The sequence below is a fragment of the Vagococcus sp. CY52-2 genome (genome assembly GCF_022655055.1).
GTDB lineage: Bacteria > Bacillota > Bacilli > Lactobacillales > Vagococcaceae > Vagococcus.
The window spans coordinates 1,794,771-1,815,697 of the sequence record NZ_CP093384.1; the positions used below are offsets into that span (position 1 = coordinate 1,794,771).

The window sequence follows — 20,927 nt, forward strand, 5'->3', positions numbered from 1 at the left end:
TTTCATCACATTTTCATTATATAATGTTAGTGTACTAACGAAGTAACCCTAGCAAACTTTTATTTACTTATTTAATAATAAGTAAACAACTCCTTTTAACCACTATGTATATGTTAAAAAAGAAGCTAAACAGTATGATTCTGTTTAGCTTCTTTTTCTATATGTTGATAGAAATCTTTCAAGTCGTTTACAACCATCTACTAATTCTTCCATTGTGCATGCAAAAGACAAACGAATATGCCCTTCTCCATAAATAGAAAATGTTTTCCCAGGTACTACAGCTAAATGTTCTACTTCTAATAATTCTGTTGCAAATTCAAAAGAATCATTATTGTACTCAGAAATATCAGGGAAAATGTAGAATGCTCCCTTAGGTGATTCAACTGATAATCCCATCTCTTTTAAACGTTTATAAACAAAATCACGACGCTCTTTATAAGCTTCATTCATTTTCGATAAGATTACTGGCCCTGTTGCATCTGTAAAAGCTGCAGTTGCTCCATACTGTGATGGAGTAGCTACACACACAGAGTTGTATAAATGGACTTTTGTCACATGTTCTGTTGCAAGAGGTGGGGCTAGAATATATCCAATTCTTCCTCCAGTAATAGCGTGGGATTTTGATAATCCATTGATAACAAATAATTGATTTCTAACTTCTGAAAACTCCATAAAAGAATGAAACTCTCCATCATACACATTATCAGAATAAATTTCATCAGTTAAAATGAATATATCTGTCTCCTTCAATACATCAACTAATTCCTTCATTTGTTCCAATGATGGAATCATCCCTGTTGGATTTGTTGGGTAATTAAAGATAATGGCTTTTGTTTTCGGTGTGATAGCATCAACTAATGCTTCTTTTGTCAAAACAAAATTTGTTTTTGTTGTATCAACCAAAACTGTTTTTGCACCTTGAAGTTTAGTAATTGGCTCATATGCTAAATACGTTGGGCAAGGAATAATTACTTCATCCCCGTCTTCAAGAATTGTTCGTAACACACTATCGATCGCTTCAGATCCACCGTTAGTCACAATAATCTCTGTCTCAGCGTCATATGTCACATTAAATCGTTTCCTATTATATTGCGAGATAGCTTCCCTTAATTCAATTAAACCTCTATTGTGTGTGTAACGTAATTTATTTTGATTAATGGCTTCAATCATAGCTTCTCTAATGTATTCAGGTGTTTCAAAACCTGATTGTCCCAATGTTAAATCAACACCATCATCGTATTGTTTAACTTGATTAGAAAACTTTCTCGTCCCTGGTACCTCTAAATTGGTTGCTCGTGTATTAAATCTTGTTTCTTCCATTATTTTCTCTTCTTTCATTTATCTTACATCTTGTGCGATAAGGTGTTCTAGTGTCTGACGTCGCACCACTAAACGAACTTTTTCTGGTGTCACAAATACCACGGCGGGTTTTAACATCTGATTATAATTCGAACTCATGCTGTAATGATAGGCACCAGTTGATAATACCACAAGTAAGTCCCCACGGTGAACACTTGACGGTAATTTTATGTCACGTCTTATGATATCACCTGACTCACACAGTTTTCCAGTCACTGTCATCAATTTATCATATTCTTCCGCTCGGTTTGCTAGCAGTAGATCGTAGGTTGCTCCATAAAGTGCCGTTCTGATATGATCACTCATCCCACCATCTATCGATACATAATAATTCGTTTCAGGGATATCTTTCACCGTTCCTACTTCATAAAGTGTAACACCTGCTTCACCAACAATAGATCGCCCAGGTTCCAATGAAATAGCTGGAATGGGATAATCATATTCGTTACAAGTTGATTTTAACGTATTCGTAATTGTTTTGATACCATCTTCTATCGGATAGCTGATATCATCATCCGTATACTTAATACTGAACCCTCCGCCTATATTTAATACACTAATTTTTATTTGATTTTTTGAGAGCCATTTTATAACTTGTTTAATTGTTTCAACTGTCCCAGTGGATTCAAAAATTTGAGAACCTATATGAAAATGAACACCCATAAGTTCAATATTTTCAGCATCCTCAATTTTTCTTACACCGTCAAGTGCTAAACCTTTTTTAATACTTAACCCAAATTTACTATCTTCTTGTCCTGTTTGAATAAATTCATGCGTATGAGCTTCAACACCTGGATTGATTCTAAGCAATGCTTTAACTTTTTTAGTTGTTAGCTCGTTTAGTCGTTCAATTTCTGATAAACTATCTATCACAAAATACTCTACTCACTAAATAACTGGCTATATTTTTAATTTTTGAAAAATCTCCGACCGATGTTCCACCACGTTTAATGACACTTCGTTTTGTCATTTTGTTTTCCTCCTAATCGGCATCGAAAAATAAAAAAGACAAGTTCACCGACATGAAGTGGTCAGGTTAAAACATTTGTTGGAATGGAATTTCCATTTAGCGAAAAAACAGCTTATATTAAAGGAACTTTTGAAGCTAAACTTGGTTTTGATGGCAGTCATGTAACCATTAATAAGGCAAGTAATTCTTCAAATACTTATAATATTTCTATTCCATAATTTATTGTTGTTGGTATTAGCAATCCAAAGTTTGAGGTGGTTAAATAGCAAAGGCGAGTTTTTGAGTTTTATTACTGAAGACATCGACACTAATGAGTTAGCAAACAACGCGATGAGTGATAAAACATTAATTAAATATATTGATACAAATCGCGATTGGTTACAAGAACAAGCAACTGATTATTATCAAAAAATACTAACTAGTATCGACCCCGAAGCATCCCTGTCTATGACCTTTTCTAATAAAAAATAAAAGAGCGCCACCTTTATTTGGGTGACACTCTTTTATATTGCTATAATTTTCTTTTAATCAATACACTTACTAAGAACAATGAAGCAACTAAACTTAATTGTAGCCCAACACTAGATTTTTTTTCACCTGTTTTAGGTAAACTAGCTAATTGTTTATCACTAGAATTAGGTATTTTAGCTACTGTTTCTGTTTTTTTATCATTTTCTGTTGTACTCGTTTCTGTTATATTCGTTTCTGTTGTACTTGTGGCTTTTGTTGATATTTTATCTACTGCTTTTTCAATCTCAGCCCATATATCATCTAATGCATCAATCGTTTTACAACTATCAACTTTTGCAACAAATTCATCCGCTTGTTTCTGTGTTAATCGACCAGCTTGAACTAATAGCTCTATTTGATGTTTTGTATTATATACTTTTTCATCAAATGATGATTGATACAAATCTTTATTTTGTTTTACTAAATCATTTGCATCTGAATAAACAAGTGTAGCCTCTTCTACTGTGTTAACTTTCTCTAAACGTGAAATCAATCCTTCATATTGAAATTGAGAGAGCTTCCCCTCATTTACCATGTCATTCATTAATAAAAAAATATCCGATTTCGTAATCGCTAATGCATCCGGAATGGATTCATCTGTTGTTGTTTCTGTCGTATCATTTACTTCGGAACTTATTACTTTACTCGATGAATTATCTGTACTTGATGTAGAGGTTGATTCAGATGCATAACCCATTTGTCCTACCAACAAACTAGCCATAATCACTGTACCTAATACTAACTTTTTCATATGATCCCCTCCTATAAAACAAGATGTTACAACACCATTACTCTTTGTAATATAATTGTAACATTTATTCATTATACAGACAATAATAAACATTCTTTTGAAAAATAGTTAATCAATTAAAATATCTTGTGCAGGTATTGCCCAATGATTTGTTGGCCCATGACCATGACCAACAAAAATTTCTTGTTCAATCGCTCCTTGAATGAAACTTTTGGCAATATGTATAGCTTCTTTAACCGACTTGCCCTTTGCTATTTCTGCTGCAATACACGATGAGAACGTATCACCTGTCCCATGTGTTTTGATTGTTTCAACGCGTTTTGAACTCATCCAAAATGTCTCGCCATTTTCAAGTAAGACAAAATCTTTCGCCAAAATATCGGATGAATGACCTCCTTTTATCACCACATTTTTGACACCCATTTCTTGTAAAACGTGTGCTGCTTGAATCATATCTTCGCTTGTTTTTATCTCTTGCTGAATTAATTTTTCTGCTTCTGGAATATTTGGGGTTAACACCGTTGCTAGTGGAAGTAATTCTTCTTTAATGCAATCTACCGCTTCTTTTTGTAATAGCGAATGCCCTCCTTTAGCAATCATCACAGGATCTACAATCAGTGGGCCAAAATCCACTTCTTTTAGTTTTTGAACAACGATTTGAACATGTTCTTTATCGGCAAGCATCCCTGTTTTACATGCTCGAATATGAAAATCAGCTGATAGAGAATCAAATTGTTCTGCAACAAAGTCACATGGTATCGGTAAGCTACTTTGTACACCTAATGTGTTTTGTGCAGTCAAGGCAACAACAATACTCATACCAAAAACATCTCTTGCTTGAAACGTTTTTAAGTCGGCTTGAATGCCTGCGCCACCACCTGAATCACTTCCGGCAATGGTTACTACTTGTGGGGTTTGGTTAACGGGCATAATGATTTTTCTCCTTTATATCGACAATTTGTTGCTTTAATGCTTGCGTTTTTTTCGCTATATCATCAGCTTGCATAATCTCACTCACAATCGCAACACCTGAAATATCTGTGTCACGTAATGCCGCCATATTTTCTTCTTTAATCCCGCCAATCGCGACAACTGGTAATTGTGCTGCGTGAATGATATCTTGCAAAACTGATATACCCGTTGTTGGAGCATTTTCTTTCGTCGTTGTTGGAAACATGGCCCCGACACCTAAATGGTCTGCTCCTTGTTCTTTGGCCTCAAGTGCTCGCTCAACGGTTTTAGCTGAGACACCTAACCATTTATCAGGTCCAATCAAACGACGTGTCATGTCCACCGGCAACTCATCATCCCCAATGTGCACGCCTGCTGCATCAACTGCCAAACACACATCGACTTGGTCATTGATAATAAGAGGTATGCCATATTTATCCGTGATACCTTTAATTGCTAATGCTTTTTGATAAAATTCTCGTGTGCTAGCTTTTTTTTCTCTTAATTGGACAAGTGTCACACCATTTTTACATGCTTCCTCTACTCTTGTAAAAAAGACGTCATCAGATAACCCATCTGAATTTGTCACTAAATACAACGTTAATGCCTCATCAATCATAACCAATCTCCTTTTATCCCGTTTTGCCATGACTCATTTTGTTTTAATAATGATAATTGATTCAGTGTTTCTTCACGGATACTCGCAATTTTCGCGTCATTTTGAACTATTTCTAATGCTTCTTCACCACACAAATTAAAATAGCTTACTGCCTGTAAAACACTTGGCAATACATCCACCCCACTACCTAAAAGTGTTGCAATTAATGCCCCAACGACGTCTCCCGTCCCTGTGAATTTATCTAATGCCTCAATGCCATTTTGTAGCAAGACAACTTGTGATTGATACACCACTAAATCACTTGGTCCTGTCGCTAGAAAACACGTATTTGGATGGCTTTTAGCTAGTGCTAATAATCCTTCTTCTAATTCTTTCATCGCTAACAAATCTTGGTCTTCTTCTGCTGCATCGACACCTTTTCCATGACTGGCTAAATTGCACAACATTCGCATTTCTGACACATTGCCTTTGACAACAGTTGGTTCAAGAGACAATAACCTGTTGGCGACTTCTTTTCGTACTCTTGAACTAGAGACGCCGACATTGTCTACAACGATAGGGACGTTGCGCTTATGAGCCTCGTCCATAGCTAATACCATAGCGGTTTCTTTTTCTTCTGATAAATGGCCAATATTGATTAACACACCACCTACCTGTTCATATAAATCTGAAAAATCTCGCGTATCTTCTGTCATAATTGGCTTTCCTCCAATGTATAACACACTATTTGCGACCGTTTCACATGTCACTGAGTTCGTAATACAATGCACTAGGGGAGAAGGTATTAGAGGAAAGGGTGTTTGAAATTTATGAGTGAGTAACATGTTGCTCGTCACCTACTTTCACATAAAAAAACATCGCTTGAATTCGTTGAAACGTTGGAACATTCGCTAATTTTTTCATCACGATAAAAGCCAAAAACGAACCAATTACCGCGCCACCAATAAATCTTGGTGTATAGAAAAACCAGTACATACCATTACGACTTCCGGTAAACCAAGCCATCACAGGATAGGATAGTAAGGATCCGATAATTCCTGTTCCTAAAAACTCACCAAACATCGCACTGTAAATTGTTGGATAAATTTTGTAAAAAATACCCGCAAGTAACGCACCAAAAACAGCACCTGTTAAGGCTAGTGGTGGAATCCCTAGAAGCATCATTCGTAATATGCCACAGACAAGTGCCATAATCGTGCCGTAAAAAGGTCCCATTAGCATCACACCAATCACATTCATTACACTAGACATTGGTGCCATCCCCTCGATGCGAAAGAGTGGTGATAACGCCACATCCATCGCAACCATTAGAGATAAAATCAATAGTTTTTTTAAATTAGTACTTTGAGACAGCATCTTTTTCTCCTTCCGGCCATTTTTGATGTGTGTATGTCATTTCCCAAAAAAGGTATTCCATTTGAGCACTCACATAAAAGGCCTCAATCATTTTTTCTTGTTCTTCCTTGTCGCTTTCTTCATACAGTCGATTCAGTAAAGCACATTGATGAGCGACTTCTTCTTTTGATTCTTCACCAGAGTATGTTTCAATCCATCGTTGATACAACTGATGAGGAGAACCTGTCTTAATTAATTCAGTCCCGATTTCTTGATATAACCACGCACATGGTAGTAAACCCGCAACAGCACTATTTGGCGTCCCATCAATTAATTGACGATACATGTGTGACACATAATGATAAGCTGTTGGAGCAATATCAGTATTAGCGATTTCTTCATCTGTAATACCTAGCTCAGTAAAGAAATTCTCTCTAATACTCATCTCACCTTCTTTAAGGTGGTTAGACCCTGTTAGCAACATCTCTTTTACTTCTTCGTCTTCTACTTGTTCTGCTATCAAACGGTGAAGTTTGCTAAAATGCTCTAAGTAGTACCCATCTTGAATCAAGTAATAGCGAAACGCTTCATCAGATAACGTTCCTTCTTGAAGTCCTGCGACAAATGGATGAGTAAAACTTCCTTCCCAATAAGGTGCTGATTTCTCTCGTGCAATTTTTGTAAACATCTTTCTTCCTCCTAAGTAATGATTAATATAAATTGTGATATAACCGTTAATACGCCTAATGTAGCTAAACTTTTAGGACACACTTTATATTGTATGTAATGCGTCCTTTCGCCTTCTTCATCAAATCCTCTTGAAAACATGGCTTCTGTGTAACTATCCCGCCAATGGTTGGCGACAAAAATAACTTTTAAATACATCAATGGCGAATAAAAATGTAATTTTTTCCCACGAAATAAACTGGCTTCTCTTAGTGCCATAATCTCTCGTTGAATCACAGGCATCGCATGTAAAACAACTAAAATGCCATAAACAAATGACGTTGGTAATTTTTTTTGCTCTAAAATTAAGAGTAATTCTTCTAAGTCGACCCCAAATGCAAACACCATGCCAATCGCAGCAAAAGCAAAGGTTCGACTCACTAAAACAAGACCATAATCAGGATTATTTCCATATAGATAAACTGACCAATACGTTCCTAAAGCTGGAATTAATGGAAAAAAAACTAAGCCAAACAACCCAAACCATTTTTTCTTACTAAGAAGATACAAAGCACTGACTAACACAACAAACCAGTTTAATGTCACAGATGAGGTAAATGATAATTCAATAGTCAAAAGTAGTAGTAGCCCGCTTAGCATTAAAGCAGAACTTTTCGTCACTGACATCCTTTATCTCCTCCTCTACCGAATAATCTTGTTGCCATAATTGTTTCTTATCTAAATGCACATGATGCTGACTAACCCCATCAAGCGGTGCCAATCGATGCGAAATAATCATCATATCTTGTCTGTTTGCTTGCCTTTTAAACCAATTAGCAAAATAGCTTGCAGCACGTTCATCTAAACCTGAAAACGGCTCGTCTAATAATAAAAACGGCACATCTAAACTCAACATCGTTAATAATTGAATACTTTTCTTCTGTCCTTCACTTAGATGAAACACGCTTCGATTAAGTAGTGGTTCCAATCCTAAAAACTCAATCGCTTCTTGTCTTTGACGTTTAGCGTCCTCCCACTGATACACACTATAAGTAAATTCTTCAGCTGGTGTGAGTGTCACAAATTGTTTTTCCGCTTCTTGAGTAACTAAGGATAATATCTGATATAGCGTACGGCTTTTTTTAAGCTTTTTATCGTATAAAAACATCTTGCCTTTATAACGATGACATTGTGCTATCGAACGAAACAACGTTGATTTTCCCGTTCCGTTATCTCCTGTAAGTGTCGTGATTCCTTTAGAAAAATGAAAAGAATCTTGACTTAGTAGCTCGCGCTTATTCTGTTTGTATCTGACATCCTCTAATCTTAAAATGCCATCCATAGATGCTCTATGATCCGTCAAGAGCACATTTGTCTGCTCTTGCTTTAAAAGAGCTACTGGAATTTTTTGTAATACTTGATTATCTAGTGTCACCCATGTATCAACCACATCAACATAATCATTAAAATCATGGTCGCAAATAATAATTGTTTTACCTTGATTTTTTAATTGCTGTAACTGTTGAATTAATAATTTTCTTGTTTTAGGATCAATACTGGCAAACGGCTCATCTAGTAATAAAAATGGGCTTTTCATCGCTAGTAAAACAGTCAATGCTGCTCGTTGCTTTTCCCCACCTGATAAAGTTGATAACTGTCTATCTAATAATTCTGTCGTATCTGCTAATAAAACAGCCTCGTGCATTTGTTCCGTGATATCACTAGGTTTTGTTTGCAGATTTTCTAACACAAAAATAATTTCACGACGTAGTGTTTTCATTGTAAATTGTTGCCCTGGATTTTGAAACATCATGCCAATCTGTCTAGCCTTATCAGACATACTCGCTTGTGTTAGACTCTTGCCATCAACGGTGATTGTACCTGAATATGGCACATCAGCAAATCCAGCAATGGCTTTTAATAATGTTGATTTACCACTACCACTGGCACCAGATAGCAAAATAAATTCATGAGGAGAAAAAACAAAGTCAACCTGACGTAACACCTCTTTATCGCCACGTTTAATCGTCAACTCACTTAATTCTATTCCTCTCATTCGTTTACTACCGAAAGCTCTTGTGAACGGTTATAAAGCTTCATGACCATTGACACCACAACAACGCCAAAGAACGTCACCGATAAAAACCGCACAGCAAGAAGTGATAAAATCATTCCAATTGAATACGTTCCATAACCAAATTTAAAAAATTCATACACAAAACTTAATAAGGTTGTTCCAATCGCCCCGTAAAATAATGGCACGATATCATACCGTTTGTATCCTGTAACCATAAATCCTAGTTCTGTCCCTAGCCCTTGGAAAAAACCTGAAATAAGAACACCTGGGCCAAAATACGTGCCATATAACATCTCTGCTAGTGCAGCCAACATTTCTCCTAAAATTGAACTTCCCTTTCTAGGAATTAATATCCCTGCCATTGGTGCAGCCATTGTCCATAAACCAAATAATAGTTCATTAGCAAAAGGGCTTAACCCAAGGGGCGTTAATACAGCTGATAAGCCAGCATATAAAAACCCAGCTCCCATAAATACACCACCAAATAAAAAAGCTAATAATGCTAATAATACAACCTGACGCAACGTCCATTTTTCCTTCATTTTACTCATCCTCCTATATCTTACCTACACCTTATTATTGTGTTAAATTAAACGACAAAAAACCTCCTTTTTCTCATTAAAAGAAACAAAGGAGGTAGGGTTAATCTGATTCATTACAACATTTATCGACACTCATCCAAATAAAAAAGCCCGTCCAAATAAATTGGATGGGCGTAAATAGACCTAGGTTCAATGTTTTGTCATAAATGACACATTTCTCTTCGCCAGTACTAACTGGAGCAGATTCCATGGGTATAATCTCAGCTTTACGCACCCCAAATGTTTCTCGTATTCAATTCCACTCAAATATAACACGCTTTCATGCAATAGCCAACCATTCTCACAAATCTTTATAAATATGGTTGGATAAAAAAAGACTGGGTCAAGTAGACTCAATCTTCTAATTCTCTGGTATATCTGTGACAAACTCAATTGCATCAAGTTTAAATAAATCTGTTAACAACTCATTTACTACTTTAAATACTTCATCATCTGATTCATAAGTAGGTTTGACTTCTTTTTCGATTTCTTGATTTTTAAAACGTAGTCCTTGATATGTCTCAAATACATCGACACTGTTGTTTGATGTTTCAAACACATCATAATCACCTGTTACATCATATTCTTGACGTTCTTTATAACCATGCTCTCTCACAATTGGGCGAAGAAGTGACACAACATCTAAATTCGGAATCCCAATCATTTTACCTGAGAATTCTACCTCATAAGTAGCGGTAGCAGTTGTTGGGCAGACATTACATCCACCATGCACGATTTCAGTTGTACAATGTATTATTGCTTTTTCCATATTTATCACACCTTTGAGTTTACTGTTATTTAACTAACTCAATTATAACATATCCTTCCATTATTTTAACGGAAGGCATAAATAATTTCAGTCATACCAAACATCATGAAATAAAAACCGACTAAAAAGCTTAATGTTAAAGCAGATGATACTGGATTTGCTAAAAGTATGAATCCTACAATCACACCTAAAATATTAATAACGATTGAGAACCAATAGTAACCTGTATTCAAATTTTTTAAAGCATTTGAACTAAATAAACCGACTAATGAATCAATTAAAAACCAAATAGCAAACACAAATGGTAGAGCCACAACACCTGCAGAGATATTAAATAATAAAAAGATACCAACAATGATATCAAAAATACCAACTACTATTGGCATTGTTGCAGAAAAACCTATAAGTTCTCTCACTTTCTTTCTTAAAAATAATTCAAAAATACCTTTAATAATAGCAAACATTCCAAAAACTACAACGATTGCCACTAAATTTCCAGCAGGATCTTGAAACGACGCCAACGATGCAAAGATAAACAAAATTCCTAATAAAAATGAGGACCAATCAAATCCATTTTTTTCATTTGACATAATAACTCTCTTCCCTTCTTAAAATATTATTCTCAATACAATATTATTCTTTAATCATATAAATCGCAAGAAATAGTACCTTATTTATTAATAAATAATATTTTTCTTCTTAATTTAATCACTAATAGCCACTAACCTTATTTCCCGTACATTTGAGTACATAGAAAGCTCTTCTATCACATCAGCATATGTAAGAGTTTTAGGTAAATCAATCGTATAAACATTTTTATAATATTTTTCACCTTCGATAATTTGAACTTCAAATGTAACATCTTCTATTTCAATTTGACGTACTTCAAAATATTGATGAATAAAATCTTTTGTTTCTTTTCTATGCACGTATTGAATTTCTAAATTATTTACTTTAGAAACTGTAATAATTTGCTTCACTAATGATAACGAAAACATGATTGATATAAATCCTAATATTGTGACCAAATAAAAACCCATCCCCAAACCAATACCAATTGCAGCACATGACCATAATGATGCTGCTGTTGTCAAGCCTGTAATACGTTGCCTTGTTACAATAATCGTTCCTGCTCCTAGAAATCCTATACCACTTACCACTTGTGCAATTAATCTCGACTGATCAAATTTTACAATATGCGCAATATCTGGATTCTCTTGCACAAGTCTTATGGCTTCATGAGCTATCTCTTGTTGAATCAACGCAATAATGGTTGCCCCTAAACAAACTAATATATGTGTCTTCATCCCTGCTGGACGGTTTTTTTGTTCTCTTTCATACCCAATAGTACCTCCCATTACAATGGATAGCCCCAGCCTTAAAACTGTTTGAGCAAGTGACAACAATGTCATAATGACCCCTCCTTTTTCATCTTACTTTCTATTATACCATTTCAGTATCCCCTTTCATTTTTAATAAAATAACAAAAAATATTATTTAAAATGACAACAATATTTTCTACATTTTTTCTTTTATACCTGTCTTAATTAACCACCAATTCATTGGATATGCTGTACAAAATCCAACCAACATAGCCACTTGCATCATTAACCAAAAAACAGGAGTGGTTGGTAATACTTCTCCTCCAAAGAAATGAGGAAAAAGACTTAATTGGCACAACGCAACAGTAGCATACATCCCTATTTGCCAACAAGATAACGATAAGGTATCTGCTTTTATCGCAGCTATAATCCCTTCTTTTCTACTTAAGTGCTTCATCGGAACAATCGCAAAGTACTGGAAACTTACTCCAATAATCAGAGCCAAAATAAAAGCTAGAACAAATCCTGAAAATAATTTATGAGAGAAAATAGTTGGGTACCCCCCCACAACATACAATGCTGGAAAAAAATATAGCAGCCACTCAATAATTAAATCTGCTAAACTACATCCAGCTCCACAATGACATGTCCCAATAAAAACAGATACTGCCATTGACTTACTTGATGAATCCATATTCATAGAATCACCCATTTTCATTTTTTCTAACGAGTGGTTTTCACCCCACTTTTTATAAGCCAAGACCCAGATAAACGACCCAAATAAAGCAGTTAATGGCCAAACAATCGTCATTATTTTCATTTTTTGTGGGTGTTTTTTCACGTCTAATGCAATATAAATAAAAGAAATACCTGCTAAAAATAAACTAATCCAAGCCAAAATAGTTAACCAATATGGTATAGCTACCATGATACTACCTCCTTAACGTGATTTAATTTTAGTATAGAAAGATTCCTCGAAAAAAATGTGATGTTCTAATGATTTTAATTATAGAAATGTCAAAATATTATTTCATAATAAACTAAACTGTTTTATAATAAACCCTAGTCATTTACTGACTTGGAGGAGAAAATATGAAAAAATTATTAATGATTATATTAGGGATTGTCATAAGTTTACTAAGTACCGTATTATTACTTATTGGCTATCTTTCAATCAAAGAATATAAACCTAGAGAAGTTGAAACAGTGACAACTACTAAAGGGAAAAACATGTTGCAACAACAGACTGACATCTCACTGCTCACACTAAATATTGGTTATGGTGGCTTATCCAGCTCTGAAGATTTTTTTATGGATGGCGGGAAAAATATCCAACCTAAATCTAAACAACTCGTCGAAGAAAATTTAGCTGGAATTACAACAATGTTAAAAGAGCATCCTTCTGATATGTATTTATTACAAGAAGTGGATTTAGATTCAAAACGCTCATACCATATAAACCAAAAAGAATCGCTGTCTAATGCGCTTCATATGCCAAGTACATTTGCGTATAATTTCAATGTACCATACGTCCCATTCCCTATCCCACCGATTGGTAAAGTAGAAAGCGGAATCGTCACGATGACTAACGCAACTATGAGTGAAGCCAAACGCATTGCGCTACCTAATCCTTTTTCTTGGCCTATTCGTATGGCTAATTTAAAACGTGCACTACTTGAAACAAGATTTCCTATAGGTGGCAGTGATAAAGAGTTAGTTGTCTTTAATTTACATCTGGATGCTTATGATAATGGTCAAGGAAAAATTGAACAAAGTAAACTTCTAAAAAAAGTACTTGAAGAAGAGTATGATAAAGGAAATTATGTCATTGCTGGAGGAGATTTTAATCAAGTCTTTGAAGGTACTCAATCATTCCCTCAAACAGGGCAAAAAGGATGGAAGCCTGGAAGTATTAGTTCAACTGATATTCCTGATCATTTCTCTTTTTCATATGATGATACCCATCCTTCAGTCAGAGTATTAAACCATGCGTTTACTGGTGATTATGAATCCTCTCAAGTCTATGTAATTGATGGATTTATCATATCAGACAATATCAATACTAAGCAAACCAATACCTACGATTATCAATTTAGATACACAGATCATCACCCTGTTCAGATGACCTTTCAATTAAAAGAAAAAACCAACTAGTTCCGGCTAGTTGGTTTTCTTTGTCGTTTTATCTAACTCTCTCTAAAATGCGTTCAATATTCATTGTAACGAATTCGTCATCTTGAATCCCACTCACATATGACTCATGCGATTTTTCTTCAAGTAAGCTTCTTAGCTCTTTTTCATAACGTTTAATTTGTGGTGCAAGTAAAATCACATCATAATGTTGTTGTGACAATTTTGCTTCCACACGTTGAACTGGTGCATAATCAACATCATAGTTTAAACCATGCTCTTTTAAACTCTCTAACATTTTTGAAACAAATAACGAGGCACTAATACCTGACTCACAGATAAATAAAATACTTTTTTCCATGTCATTCACCTTTTATAATTTTTTAACTTTAACAGGCTGACCAGTTTTCAGAGATTCGTTTGCAGCAAAAGCTAAACGTTGTGCCATGATACCATCTTCGTACGTCACAACAGTATCTGTGTCATCTTTAATCGCTGTTAAGAATTCTTCAACTTCTTTAATATATGCATCATTATAACGCTCTAAGAAAAAGTGAAGTGGTTTTTGGCTATGAACACCGGACTCATCTGATAACACAACATTATTCACTAGCTCATTTTCTGCTTGAGACGCACCTTTTGAACCAAATGCTTCTAAACGTTGGTCATAGCCATACACTGCTTGACGACTGTTACTAATCACACCTAGACACCCATTTTCAAAGGTTAATGTCACAATTGCTGTGTCAACATCAATACCTTCTAATTCTGGATTAACTAATGCATCCCCTGTAGCATAAACTTCTTTTACTTCACTACCTGTGATAAAACGGGCCATATCAAAGTCATGTATCATCATATCAAAAAATAGACCGCCTGACGACTTAACATAAGACAAAGGTGGTGCTTCTGGATCACGTGAGTCAATACGTAATAACTGAATATCTCCAATAGATCCATCTTGAACGTGTTTTTTAACTTGTGCAAAATTACGATCAAAGCGACGATTCACTCCTAATTGAAATTTAACACCAGCTTCTTTCACAATATGATAGGTTTCAACTGTTTCTTCATCAGAAAAACTAATTGGTTTTTCACAGAAAATATGTTTTTTCGCTGCCGCAGCTTTTTTAATTAACTCAACGTGTGTATCTGTTGGCGTACAAATAAATACTGCATCTATTTCATCATCATTAAAAATTGTATCAAAATCCGACACTAATGGTACACCATATTCTGCTTCAAATGTTGGCATGTTATCTGCAAAAATATCTGCGACTGCTTTTACTTTCACACCTGGCATTTGTACCAAGTTTTTCGTGTGAAGTTTTCCAATACGTCCGCCACCAATTACACCTACAACTAATTCTTTTGTCATATCATTCATCCCCTAATTCTTTTATCTAGCAATCCCCAATGGAGAAAACATTAAATATGTTAAAACAACTACTAAAACGGTAATCACACTCACTAATTTTGTATGTTTCCAAGGTGTGATATCTACTTTTGTATTAAAGACTTTCAATTCAAAATCACCATCTGGTTTCAGTTTTGAAACCACAAACATAACAAGCATATCTAAGAAAAATAGCACACTTAACACATATAGAAAATGCACATCTTTTAATACAACTTTTGATAACGCATACAAGATAATATGTAAGTAAATCGTTACTTTTGCTGCAAAGGCTGTTGCTTTTTTAGAGTAAAATGCTAATAGAATAATTACCAACAAAGGCATATTATACAATCCATTAAACTCTTGTACAAATTGATACAATCCTGCTGGTGCAAATGAAATCAATGGTGAGATAAAGATAGATAATAACCCAATTGCAATCGTAATTTTTTTCCCAAAACGCGTGATATCATGATCTGTTGCTTGTTTATTGAAAACAGGCTTATAAAAATCAAGCGATAATAATGTTGAGGTCGCATTTAACGCTCCTGAGAATGACGATAAAATCGCCCCAAAAATAACCGCTGCAAACACGCCATAAATCATCTCTGGTAAGACATGTGTCACAAGTGTTGGGTACGCCTCATCAGGCATCCCCATTAATGCATCACCAAAAATATTTCTCGCCACAATTCCTGGAAATACTAAGAATAATGCACCAAATACTTTAAAGAATCCTACAAGGAATACGCCTTTTTGTGCTTCAGCTAAGTTTTTTCCAGCTAACGCTTTTTGGACAATCATCTGATTGGTACACCAGAAATATAAATTATTAAACATCATGCCTGTTAATAGCGTTGGCCAAGGAACAATCGCTGAATCAATTGAACCAACAGAATTTAGTAACCAAGGTGTGTTATCCACAATGTGATCAATTCCTGCAATGAAACTACCATTACCAAGCATTGTAACGCCAATTGTCGGAATCAGTAGACCACAAGCTAGTAAACCAAAGCCATATACTGTATCACTGTAAGCACTTAGGCGTAACCCCCCAATAAGTAGGTACAAAATCCCAATAACACCAATAGCTAGTGAAACGACAATGATTGACGTAATAGGACGAATACCCAACAGTTCATCAATCCGAAAAATTTTATTAAATACTAATGATCCTGAATACAACACTACTGGTAAAAAAGATGTGATATATGTAATAATAAATAATGCTGAAATAATTCGCTTAATTTGTGTATCATAACGTATTTCAATAAAATCAGATACGGTATTAATCCCATATTTCAAATACTTCGGTAAGAAAACGGACGCTAACATAACGATTGCGATGGCTGAAGTGACTTCCCATGCCATAACTTCCATTCCCGCGACATAACTTTGTCCATTCTGACCGACAATTTGCTCTGTTGATAAATTTGTCATAATAATCGAACCAGCAATCGGTAGGGCAGTCAAACTTCGACCACCCATAAAGAATCCTTCTGCCCCATCAACATTGACGCCACGTGAGCGTTTATAAGCAAATAACCACACACAACTAATAATGACAACAAAACTTAAAATAGAAAATAGATTCATGACCGTCTCCCTTTATTACAGTTTCGTAACTGATTTGATGTATTCACGAGCATTTTTGGCATAAATAAACGGATTCGCTTTGGCTGGATCTTGTTCTGCCTCTACGACAATCCATCCTTCATAACCATCTTTTTCAATTTCTTGCCAAATTGGTGTAAAATCAATCATGCCATCTCCAGGAACAGTGAACACACCTTCTTTAACACCTTTTAAGAAACTAAATGAGTTTGTTTTAACTTCTTCCATTTTTTCCTTACGAATATCTTTAAAGTGAATATGTTTAATACGGTCTTTGTGTGTTTGATACACTTCAATCGGATCTTCGCCTGAGAAAACTAAGTGACCAGTATCATATAATAGTGACACTTTTTTAGGATCTGTCTCAGCCATCAAACGATTGATTTCATCAGTTGTTTGGACACCTGTCCCCATATGGTGGTGGTAAACAATAGACATGTCTTTTTCATTTGCCAACTCGCCTAATTTATCTAACCCACTTGTTAACTTTTGCCATTCTTCTTCACTGAATTCAGGTTTTTTATCAAAAACAGGTGTCTCCATTTGACCTTGTACACTATGTCCTTGTTCTGACACAACGATGACTTTTGCTCCCATTGCATGCAAAAAGTCACGATGTAACATAAAAGCCTCTTCTGTTTCTTCAAATGGTTTGGTTGTTAAAAAAGCACTAAACCAGGCACTAGCTACTGATAATCCACGTGGTTCTAAGTAACTTTTTAATTCTTCTGGATTTTTCGGATATTTGTTTCCAATTTCTGTTCCTGTGTACCCTGCTAATGCCATTTCACTGATACATTGTTCAAACGTATTTTCCTTACCTAATTCCGGCATATCATCATTTGTCCAAGCGATTGGTGCAATCCCTAACTTAATAATTGTCATAGTATCCTCCTAGCTCAAAAAAAGAGCGCTTTCTTTGTTTTTAAAAGAAATATAGCTAACACCTTTATTTAGCTAGCTATATTCCCAAACCTTAATACTTCCACGCTTTTTCTAACTTTTGTTCTCGTTGTTTCCATGCTTGTGTCACATTAGGATTATCTGATACTTCTGATACTCCAACATTCCACCAACCACCATATCCATCAGTCATGGTTTTTGGTAATACTTTAATGTCAATCAATGTTGACACTGTTTGTTTTTTTGCATCTTCTAATGCGGCAACAAGTTCCTCTCGTGTGTTAACACGATACACTTTTGCTCCATATCCTTTTGCAACCATCGCATAATCAATTGCCATAATTTGATTATCAGCATCGCGTAATTCACAGTTGAAACTTCCACCACCATTAGACATTTGTAAATTATTAATACAACCATATCCAGCGTTATCAAACAAACAAATATTAATTTTTTGTTTGTACTGTAGGGCTGTTACTAACTCTGTATGTAACATCAAGAAACTACCATCGCCTAATACAGCATAGACTTCTTGATCTGGGTTAGCTAATTTTGCTCCTAAAGCGCCTGCCACTTCATACCCCATACATGAGTAACCATACTCTAAATGATATGTATTGACTGTATCTGTTTCCCACAATCGTTGCACATCTCCTGGTAAAGAACCCGCTGAAGCAACGACAACACTGTCATCTGCTACTGTATCATTTAGTGTGATTAACGCATTGGTTTGGGTAAATTCTGTTCGCAACACATCGGCATAATCATTCATGATTTCTTGTGAAAAATGATCCGCAATTTCTGCTTTAAATGTTTCTCTATTAAAGACAATATTATGTAAACGTTGGCGTTCTTCTTGCCATTCTTTGTGCCATTCTTCTAACTCATAACCATAACTGGCTTTATAATCATCCAAATGTTGACTAAACCATTCTAAACTAGCTTTTGCGTCACCTACTACTTGTAGTGCATCAAATTTATAGGCTTGTACTCGACTCACATTGATATTAATAAAACGTGTTTTATCATAATTAAATGCTGTCTTTGATGACGTGGTAAAATCGGTATAACGAGTTCCAATACCAATAACTAAATCAGCTGAGTCAATTGCTTTATTGGCTGCTGATGTGCCTAAGATACCTGTTCCTCCTAGGTTATAAGTAAAACTATTTGGAACAGTTGATTTTCCAGCATGCGTTTCAACTAATGGGATATTATGTTGCGTTGCAATCTGTTGGATTACCTCACCAGCACCAGAATATCTCGCACCGCCACCCACAATCATCACTGGACGTTTGCTTTCTTTGATTCTATCTAGTGCATCATTCAAGGCTCTTTCAACAGGACTTGTACGATCTAAATAGTGAACACGTTTTTTAAAAAATGACGCATCGAAATCAAATGCTTCCCCTTCAGTATCTTGCGGTAAACAAATTGTGGCTGGCCCTGCCGTTGCAGGATTCGTCATCACTTCAAATGCTCGAATTAACGCAGACATCAACTGCTCAGGACGTGTTACACGGTCCCAATATCGTGATACTGCTTTGAACGCATCATTTGTTGTTAGTGAAATACTAGATTCATGCTCTAGTTGTTGCAACACTGGATCTGGTTGACGTGTCGCAAAAGTATCTGCTGGTAAAAATAAAACAGGAATATTATTTGCATGCGCTGTTGCGGCTGCTGTAATCATGTTTGCTGAACCAGGTCCAGCTGAAGCTGTCACAGCATAAATTTTTTGTCGTTTCATTTGTTTGGCATAAGCAATCGCAGCATGCGCCATCCCTTGTTCGTTTTTACCTTGCATTATCTTTAAATGCCCTGGATTTTCTTCTAGAGCATGACCTAGGCCTAAGACATTACCATGTCCAAAAATATTAAATACTCCCTCAACAAAAGGTGTTTCTACACCATCAACATAGATATATTGTTGATTTAAAAACTTAACTAATGCTTGTGCTGTTGTTAATCGAATTGTTTCTCTCATTAGCTTACTTCCTTTTAGTTTGATTGTTCTTCCATTAACGCTTCAATTTGTTCTACTGTTGGCATGGCTTCAGATGAGCTATGTTTACTTACCACGATGGCTGCTGAGGCACTACCATATTGCAATGCTTCTTGAATTGTTTTCCCTTTAGTTAAGGCATATAAAAAGGCTGCAGCGTAAGAGTCTCCTGCTCCAAATGTTTTTAATACATTTGATTTATACGCTTTACCACGGAATGTTTCGCCCTCTTTTGTATAAGCATATGACCCTTCAACACCATGTTTAATCACGATTAATTCAGGCTCATGTTGGAATAAATACGCGACTGTTTTATCGTTATTTCCTTCTACTACATTCTCCAACATATTAAATTCATCACGTGTTCCAATCACGACATCTGATTGTTCAGCTACGATTGAGTAGTAAACAGATACTTCTTCAGCATTTTTCCATGTATAAGGACGATAGTCTAATTCAAACACCACTTTGACATTATTTTTTCGTGCTAATGCAACTGACTTTAATACGGCTTCACGGCTAGGACTTTGTGCTAAACCTGTTCCTGATACAACTAACATTTTCGCTTGTTTGATGTAGTCTTCACTGACTTCATTTGGCTCTAAATATAAATCAGCCACATCATCACGGTACATTAAAATACTACATTCTGACGGACTAAGAATTTCAGTAAAAGCCAACCCTGCTTTATGTCCATCTTTATCTATTGCCATTTGGCTTGTATCAATTCCAACTTCTGACATGTAATTTGAGATAAATCTTCCGTGTTGATCATCAGGAATTTTCCCAATAAATCCACAAGATAATCCTAATTTTGATGCACCAATTGCAATATTGGCTGGAGATCCTCCAACGTATTTACTAAATGTTTCTGTTTCTTCCATTGGACGATTGTACTCCACTGCATTTAAATCAATACACGCTCGGCCAACAGCAATTAAATCATAAGTTGTCATAATTAAACTC

Annotated in this window: 24 protein-coding genes and 1 riboswitch; of the genes, 3 read left to right on the plus strand and 21 right to left on the minus strand. The window is 35.5% G+C overall.

The genetic code is table 11. From position 1 onward, the window contains the following. Positions 1-144 precede the first annotated feature (144 nt). Both MN187_RS08655 and lysA read right to left on the minus strand, forming a co-directional pair. Positions 145-1,320, minus strand: coding sequence for an aminotransferase class I/II-fold pyridoxal phosphate-dependent enzyme (locus MN187_RS08655; RefSeq protein ID WP_242093838.1), 1,176 nt, complete (start codon positions 1,318-1,320; stop codon positions 145-147). Between the two features lie 18 nt (positions 1,321-1,338). Then, positions 1,339-2,232, minus strand: coding sequence for a diaminopimelate decarboxylase (gene lysA, locus MN187_RS08660; protein ID WP_241699507.1), 894 nt, complete (start codon positions 2,230-2,232; stop codon positions 1,339-1,341). A gap of 180 nt (positions 2,233-2,412) precedes the next feature. Between lysA and MN187_RS10545 the strand changes: the two genes are divergently transcribed. Together MN187_RS10545 and MN187_RS08665 are read left to right on the plus strand one after the other, a co-directional pair. Beyond that, a complete protein-coding gene (locus MN187_RS10545; protein ID WP_255424313.1) occupies positions 2,413-2,547 on the plus strand; it encodes a hypothetical protein in 135 nt (44 codons plus the stop codon). Between the two features lie 61 nt (positions 2,548-2,608). Beyond that, positions 2,609-2,800, plus strand: a complete 192-nt coding sequence (locus MN187_RS08665; RefSeq protein WP_242093841.1) for a hypothetical protein — start codon at positions 2,609-2,611, stop codon at positions 2,798-2,800. A gap of 40 nt (positions 2,801-2,840) precedes the next feature. Here the strand turns inward: MN187_RS08665 and MN187_RS08670 are convergent, their stop codons facing one another. From MN187_RS08670 to MN187_RS08730, 13 genes are all read right to left on the minus strand, one after another. Beyond that, positions 2,841-3,590, minus strand: coding sequence for an LPXTG cell wall anchor domain-containing protein (locus tag MN187_RS08670; protein ID WP_242093843.1), 750 nt, complete (start codon positions 3,588-3,590; stop codon positions 2,841-2,843). A 108-nt stretch (positions 3,591-3,698) separates the two neighbouring features. Continuing rightward, positions 3,699-4,520, minus strand: a complete 822-nt coding sequence (thiD, locus tag MN187_RS08675) for a bifunctional hydroxymethylpyrimidine kinase/phosphomethylpyrimidine kinase (RefSeq protein WP_242093845.1) — start codon at positions 4,518-4,520, stop codon at positions 3,699-3,701. Next, complete coding sequence (gene thiE / locus MN187_RS08680) at positions 4,510-5,160, minus strand: thiamine phosphate synthase (RefSeq protein ID WP_242093847.1); 651 nt, start codon at positions 5,158-5,160, stop codon at positions 4,510-4,512. The genes thiD and thiE overlap by 11 nt, the downstream gene beginning before the upstream one ends. Continuing rightward, positions 5,157-5,984 carry a hydroxyethylthiazole kinase gene (thiM, locus tag MN187_RS08685; protein ID WP_242093848.1) on the minus strand — a complete coding sequence of 276 codons (828 nt, stop codon included), beginning with the start codon at positions 5,982-5,984 and terminating at the stop codon, positions 5,157-5,159. Before thiM ends, thiE begins: the two co-directional genes overlap by 4 nt. Beyond that, positions 5,968-6,516 carry an energy coupling factor transporter S component ThiW gene (gene thiW, locus MN187_RS08690; RefSeq protein WP_242093850.1) on the minus strand — a complete coding sequence of 183 codons (549 nt, stop codon included), beginning with the start codon at positions 6,514-6,516 and terminating at the stop codon, positions 5,968-5,970. The genes thiM and thiW overlap by 17 nt, the downstream gene beginning before the upstream one ends. After that, positions 6,497-7,183, minus strand: coding sequence for a thiaminase II (gene tenA / locus MN187_RS08695; protein WP_117973415.1), 687 nt, complete (start codon positions 7,181-7,183; stop codon positions 6,497-6,499). The genes thiW and tenA overlap by 20 nt, the downstream gene beginning before the upstream one ends. Positions 7,184-7,194: 11 nt before the next feature. Next, positions 7,195-7,848, minus strand: coding sequence for a CbiQ family ECF transporter T component (locus tag MN187_RS08700; RefSeq protein WP_117973416.1), 654 nt, complete (start codon positions 7,846-7,848; stop codon positions 7,195-7,197). Continuing rightward, positions 7,787-9,217 carry an ABC transporter ATP-binding protein gene (locus tag MN187_RS08705; RefSeq protein ID WP_117973417.1) on the minus strand — a complete coding sequence of 477 codons (1,431 nt, stop codon included), beginning with the start codon at positions 9,215-9,217 and terminating at the stop codon, positions 7,787-7,789. Before MN187_RS08705 ends, MN187_RS08700 begins: the two co-directional genes overlap by 62 nt. Next, the gene (locus tag MN187_RS08710) at positions 9,214-9,780 is read right to left on the minus strand and encodes an ECF transporter S component (protein ID WP_117973418.1); all 567 of its coding nucleotides are present in this window, start codon (positions 9,778-9,780) and stop codon (positions 9,214-9,216) included. The genes MN187_RS08705 and MN187_RS08710 overlap by 4 nt, the downstream gene beginning before the upstream one ends. A gap of 199 nt (positions 9,781-9,979) precedes the next feature. Next, positions 9,980-10,068: riboswitch (TPP riboswitch) on the minus strand. A 112-nt stretch (positions 10,069-10,180) separates the two neighbouring features. Continuing rightward, positions 10,181-10,588, minus strand: coding sequence for a DUF4809 family protein (locus MN187_RS08715; RefSeq protein WP_117973419.1), 408 nt, complete (start codon positions 10,586-10,588; stop codon positions 10,181-10,183). 65 nt (positions 10,589-10,653) lie between these two features. Beyond that, positions 10,654-11,178 carry an HdeD family acid-resistance protein gene (locus MN187_RS08720; protein ID WP_117973420.1) on the minus strand — a complete coding sequence of 175 codons (525 nt, stop codon included), beginning with the start codon at positions 11,176-11,178 and terminating at the stop codon, positions 10,654-10,656. Between the two features lie 114 nt (positions 11,179-11,292). Continuing rightward, positions 11,293-12,000, minus strand: coding sequence for an MgtC/SapB family protein (locus MN187_RS08725; protein WP_117973421.1), 708 nt, complete (start codon positions 11,998-12,000; stop codon positions 11,293-11,295). A 106-nt stretch (positions 12,001-12,106) separates the two neighbouring features. Continuing rightward, a complete protein-coding gene (locus MN187_RS08730; RefSeq protein ID WP_117973422.1) occupies positions 12,107-12,838 on the minus strand; it encodes a DUF4396 domain-containing protein in 732 nt (243 codons plus the stop codon). Between the two features lie 164 nt (positions 12,839-13,002). On the opposite strand from MN187_RS08730, the gene MN187_RS08735 reads away from it, so the two are divergent. Then, the gene (locus tag MN187_RS08735; RefSeq protein ID WP_242093852.1) at positions 13,003-14,064 is read left to right on the plus strand and encodes an endonuclease/exonuclease/phosphatase family protein; all 1,062 of its coding nucleotides are present in this window, start codon (positions 13,003-13,005) and stop codon (positions 14,062-14,064) included. Positions 14,065-14,092: 28 nt separating this feature from the next. Here the strand turns inward: MN187_RS08735 and MN187_RS08740 are convergent, their stop codons facing one another. The 6 genes from MN187_RS08740 to iolC all read right to left on the minus strand — a co-directional run bounded on the left by MN187_RS08740 (position 14,093) and on the right by iolC (position 20,920). Then, on the minus strand, positions 14,093-14,401 hold the full coding sequence (locus MN187_RS08740) for a PTS sugar transporter subunit IIB (RefSeq protein WP_117973424.1): 309 nt from the start codon (positions 14,399-14,401) through the stop codon (positions 14,093-14,095). A 12-nt stretch (positions 14,402-14,413) separates the two neighbouring features. Continuing rightward, positions 14,414-15,418, minus strand: coding sequence for an inositol 2-dehydrogenase (iolG, locus tag MN187_RS08745; RefSeq protein ID WP_117973425.1), 1,005 nt, complete (start codon positions 15,416-15,418; stop codon positions 14,414-14,416). Between the two features lie 21 nt (positions 15,419-15,439). After that, positions 15,440-17,035: a solute:sodium symporter family transporter gene (locus MN187_RS08750; protein ID WP_117973426.1), complete on the minus strand. Its 1,596-nt coding sequence runs from the start codon at positions 17,033-17,035 to the stop codon at positions 15,440-15,442. A gap of 15 nt (positions 17,036-17,050) precedes the next feature. Beyond that, complete coding sequence (gene iolE / locus MN187_RS08755) at positions 17,051-17,938, minus strand: myo-inosose-2 dehydratase (protein ID WP_242093855.1); 888 nt, start codon at positions 17,936-17,938, stop codon at positions 17,051-17,053. Positions 17,939-18,029: 91 nt separating this feature from the next. Next, complete coding sequence (gene iolD / locus MN187_RS08760; protein WP_241699557.1) at positions 18,030-19,943, minus strand: 3D-(3,5/4)-trihydroxycyclohexane-1,2-dione acylhydrolase (decyclizing); 1,914 nt, start codon at positions 19,941-19,943, stop codon at positions 18,030-18,032. Between the two features lie 14 nt (positions 19,944-19,957). Then, a complete protein-coding gene (gene iolC / locus MN187_RS08765; protein ID WP_199500926.1) occupies positions 19,958-20,920 on the minus strand; it encodes a 5-dehydro-2-deoxygluconokinase in 963 nt (320 codons plus the stop codon). Between the last annotated feature and the right edge of the window lie 7 nt (positions 20,921-20,927).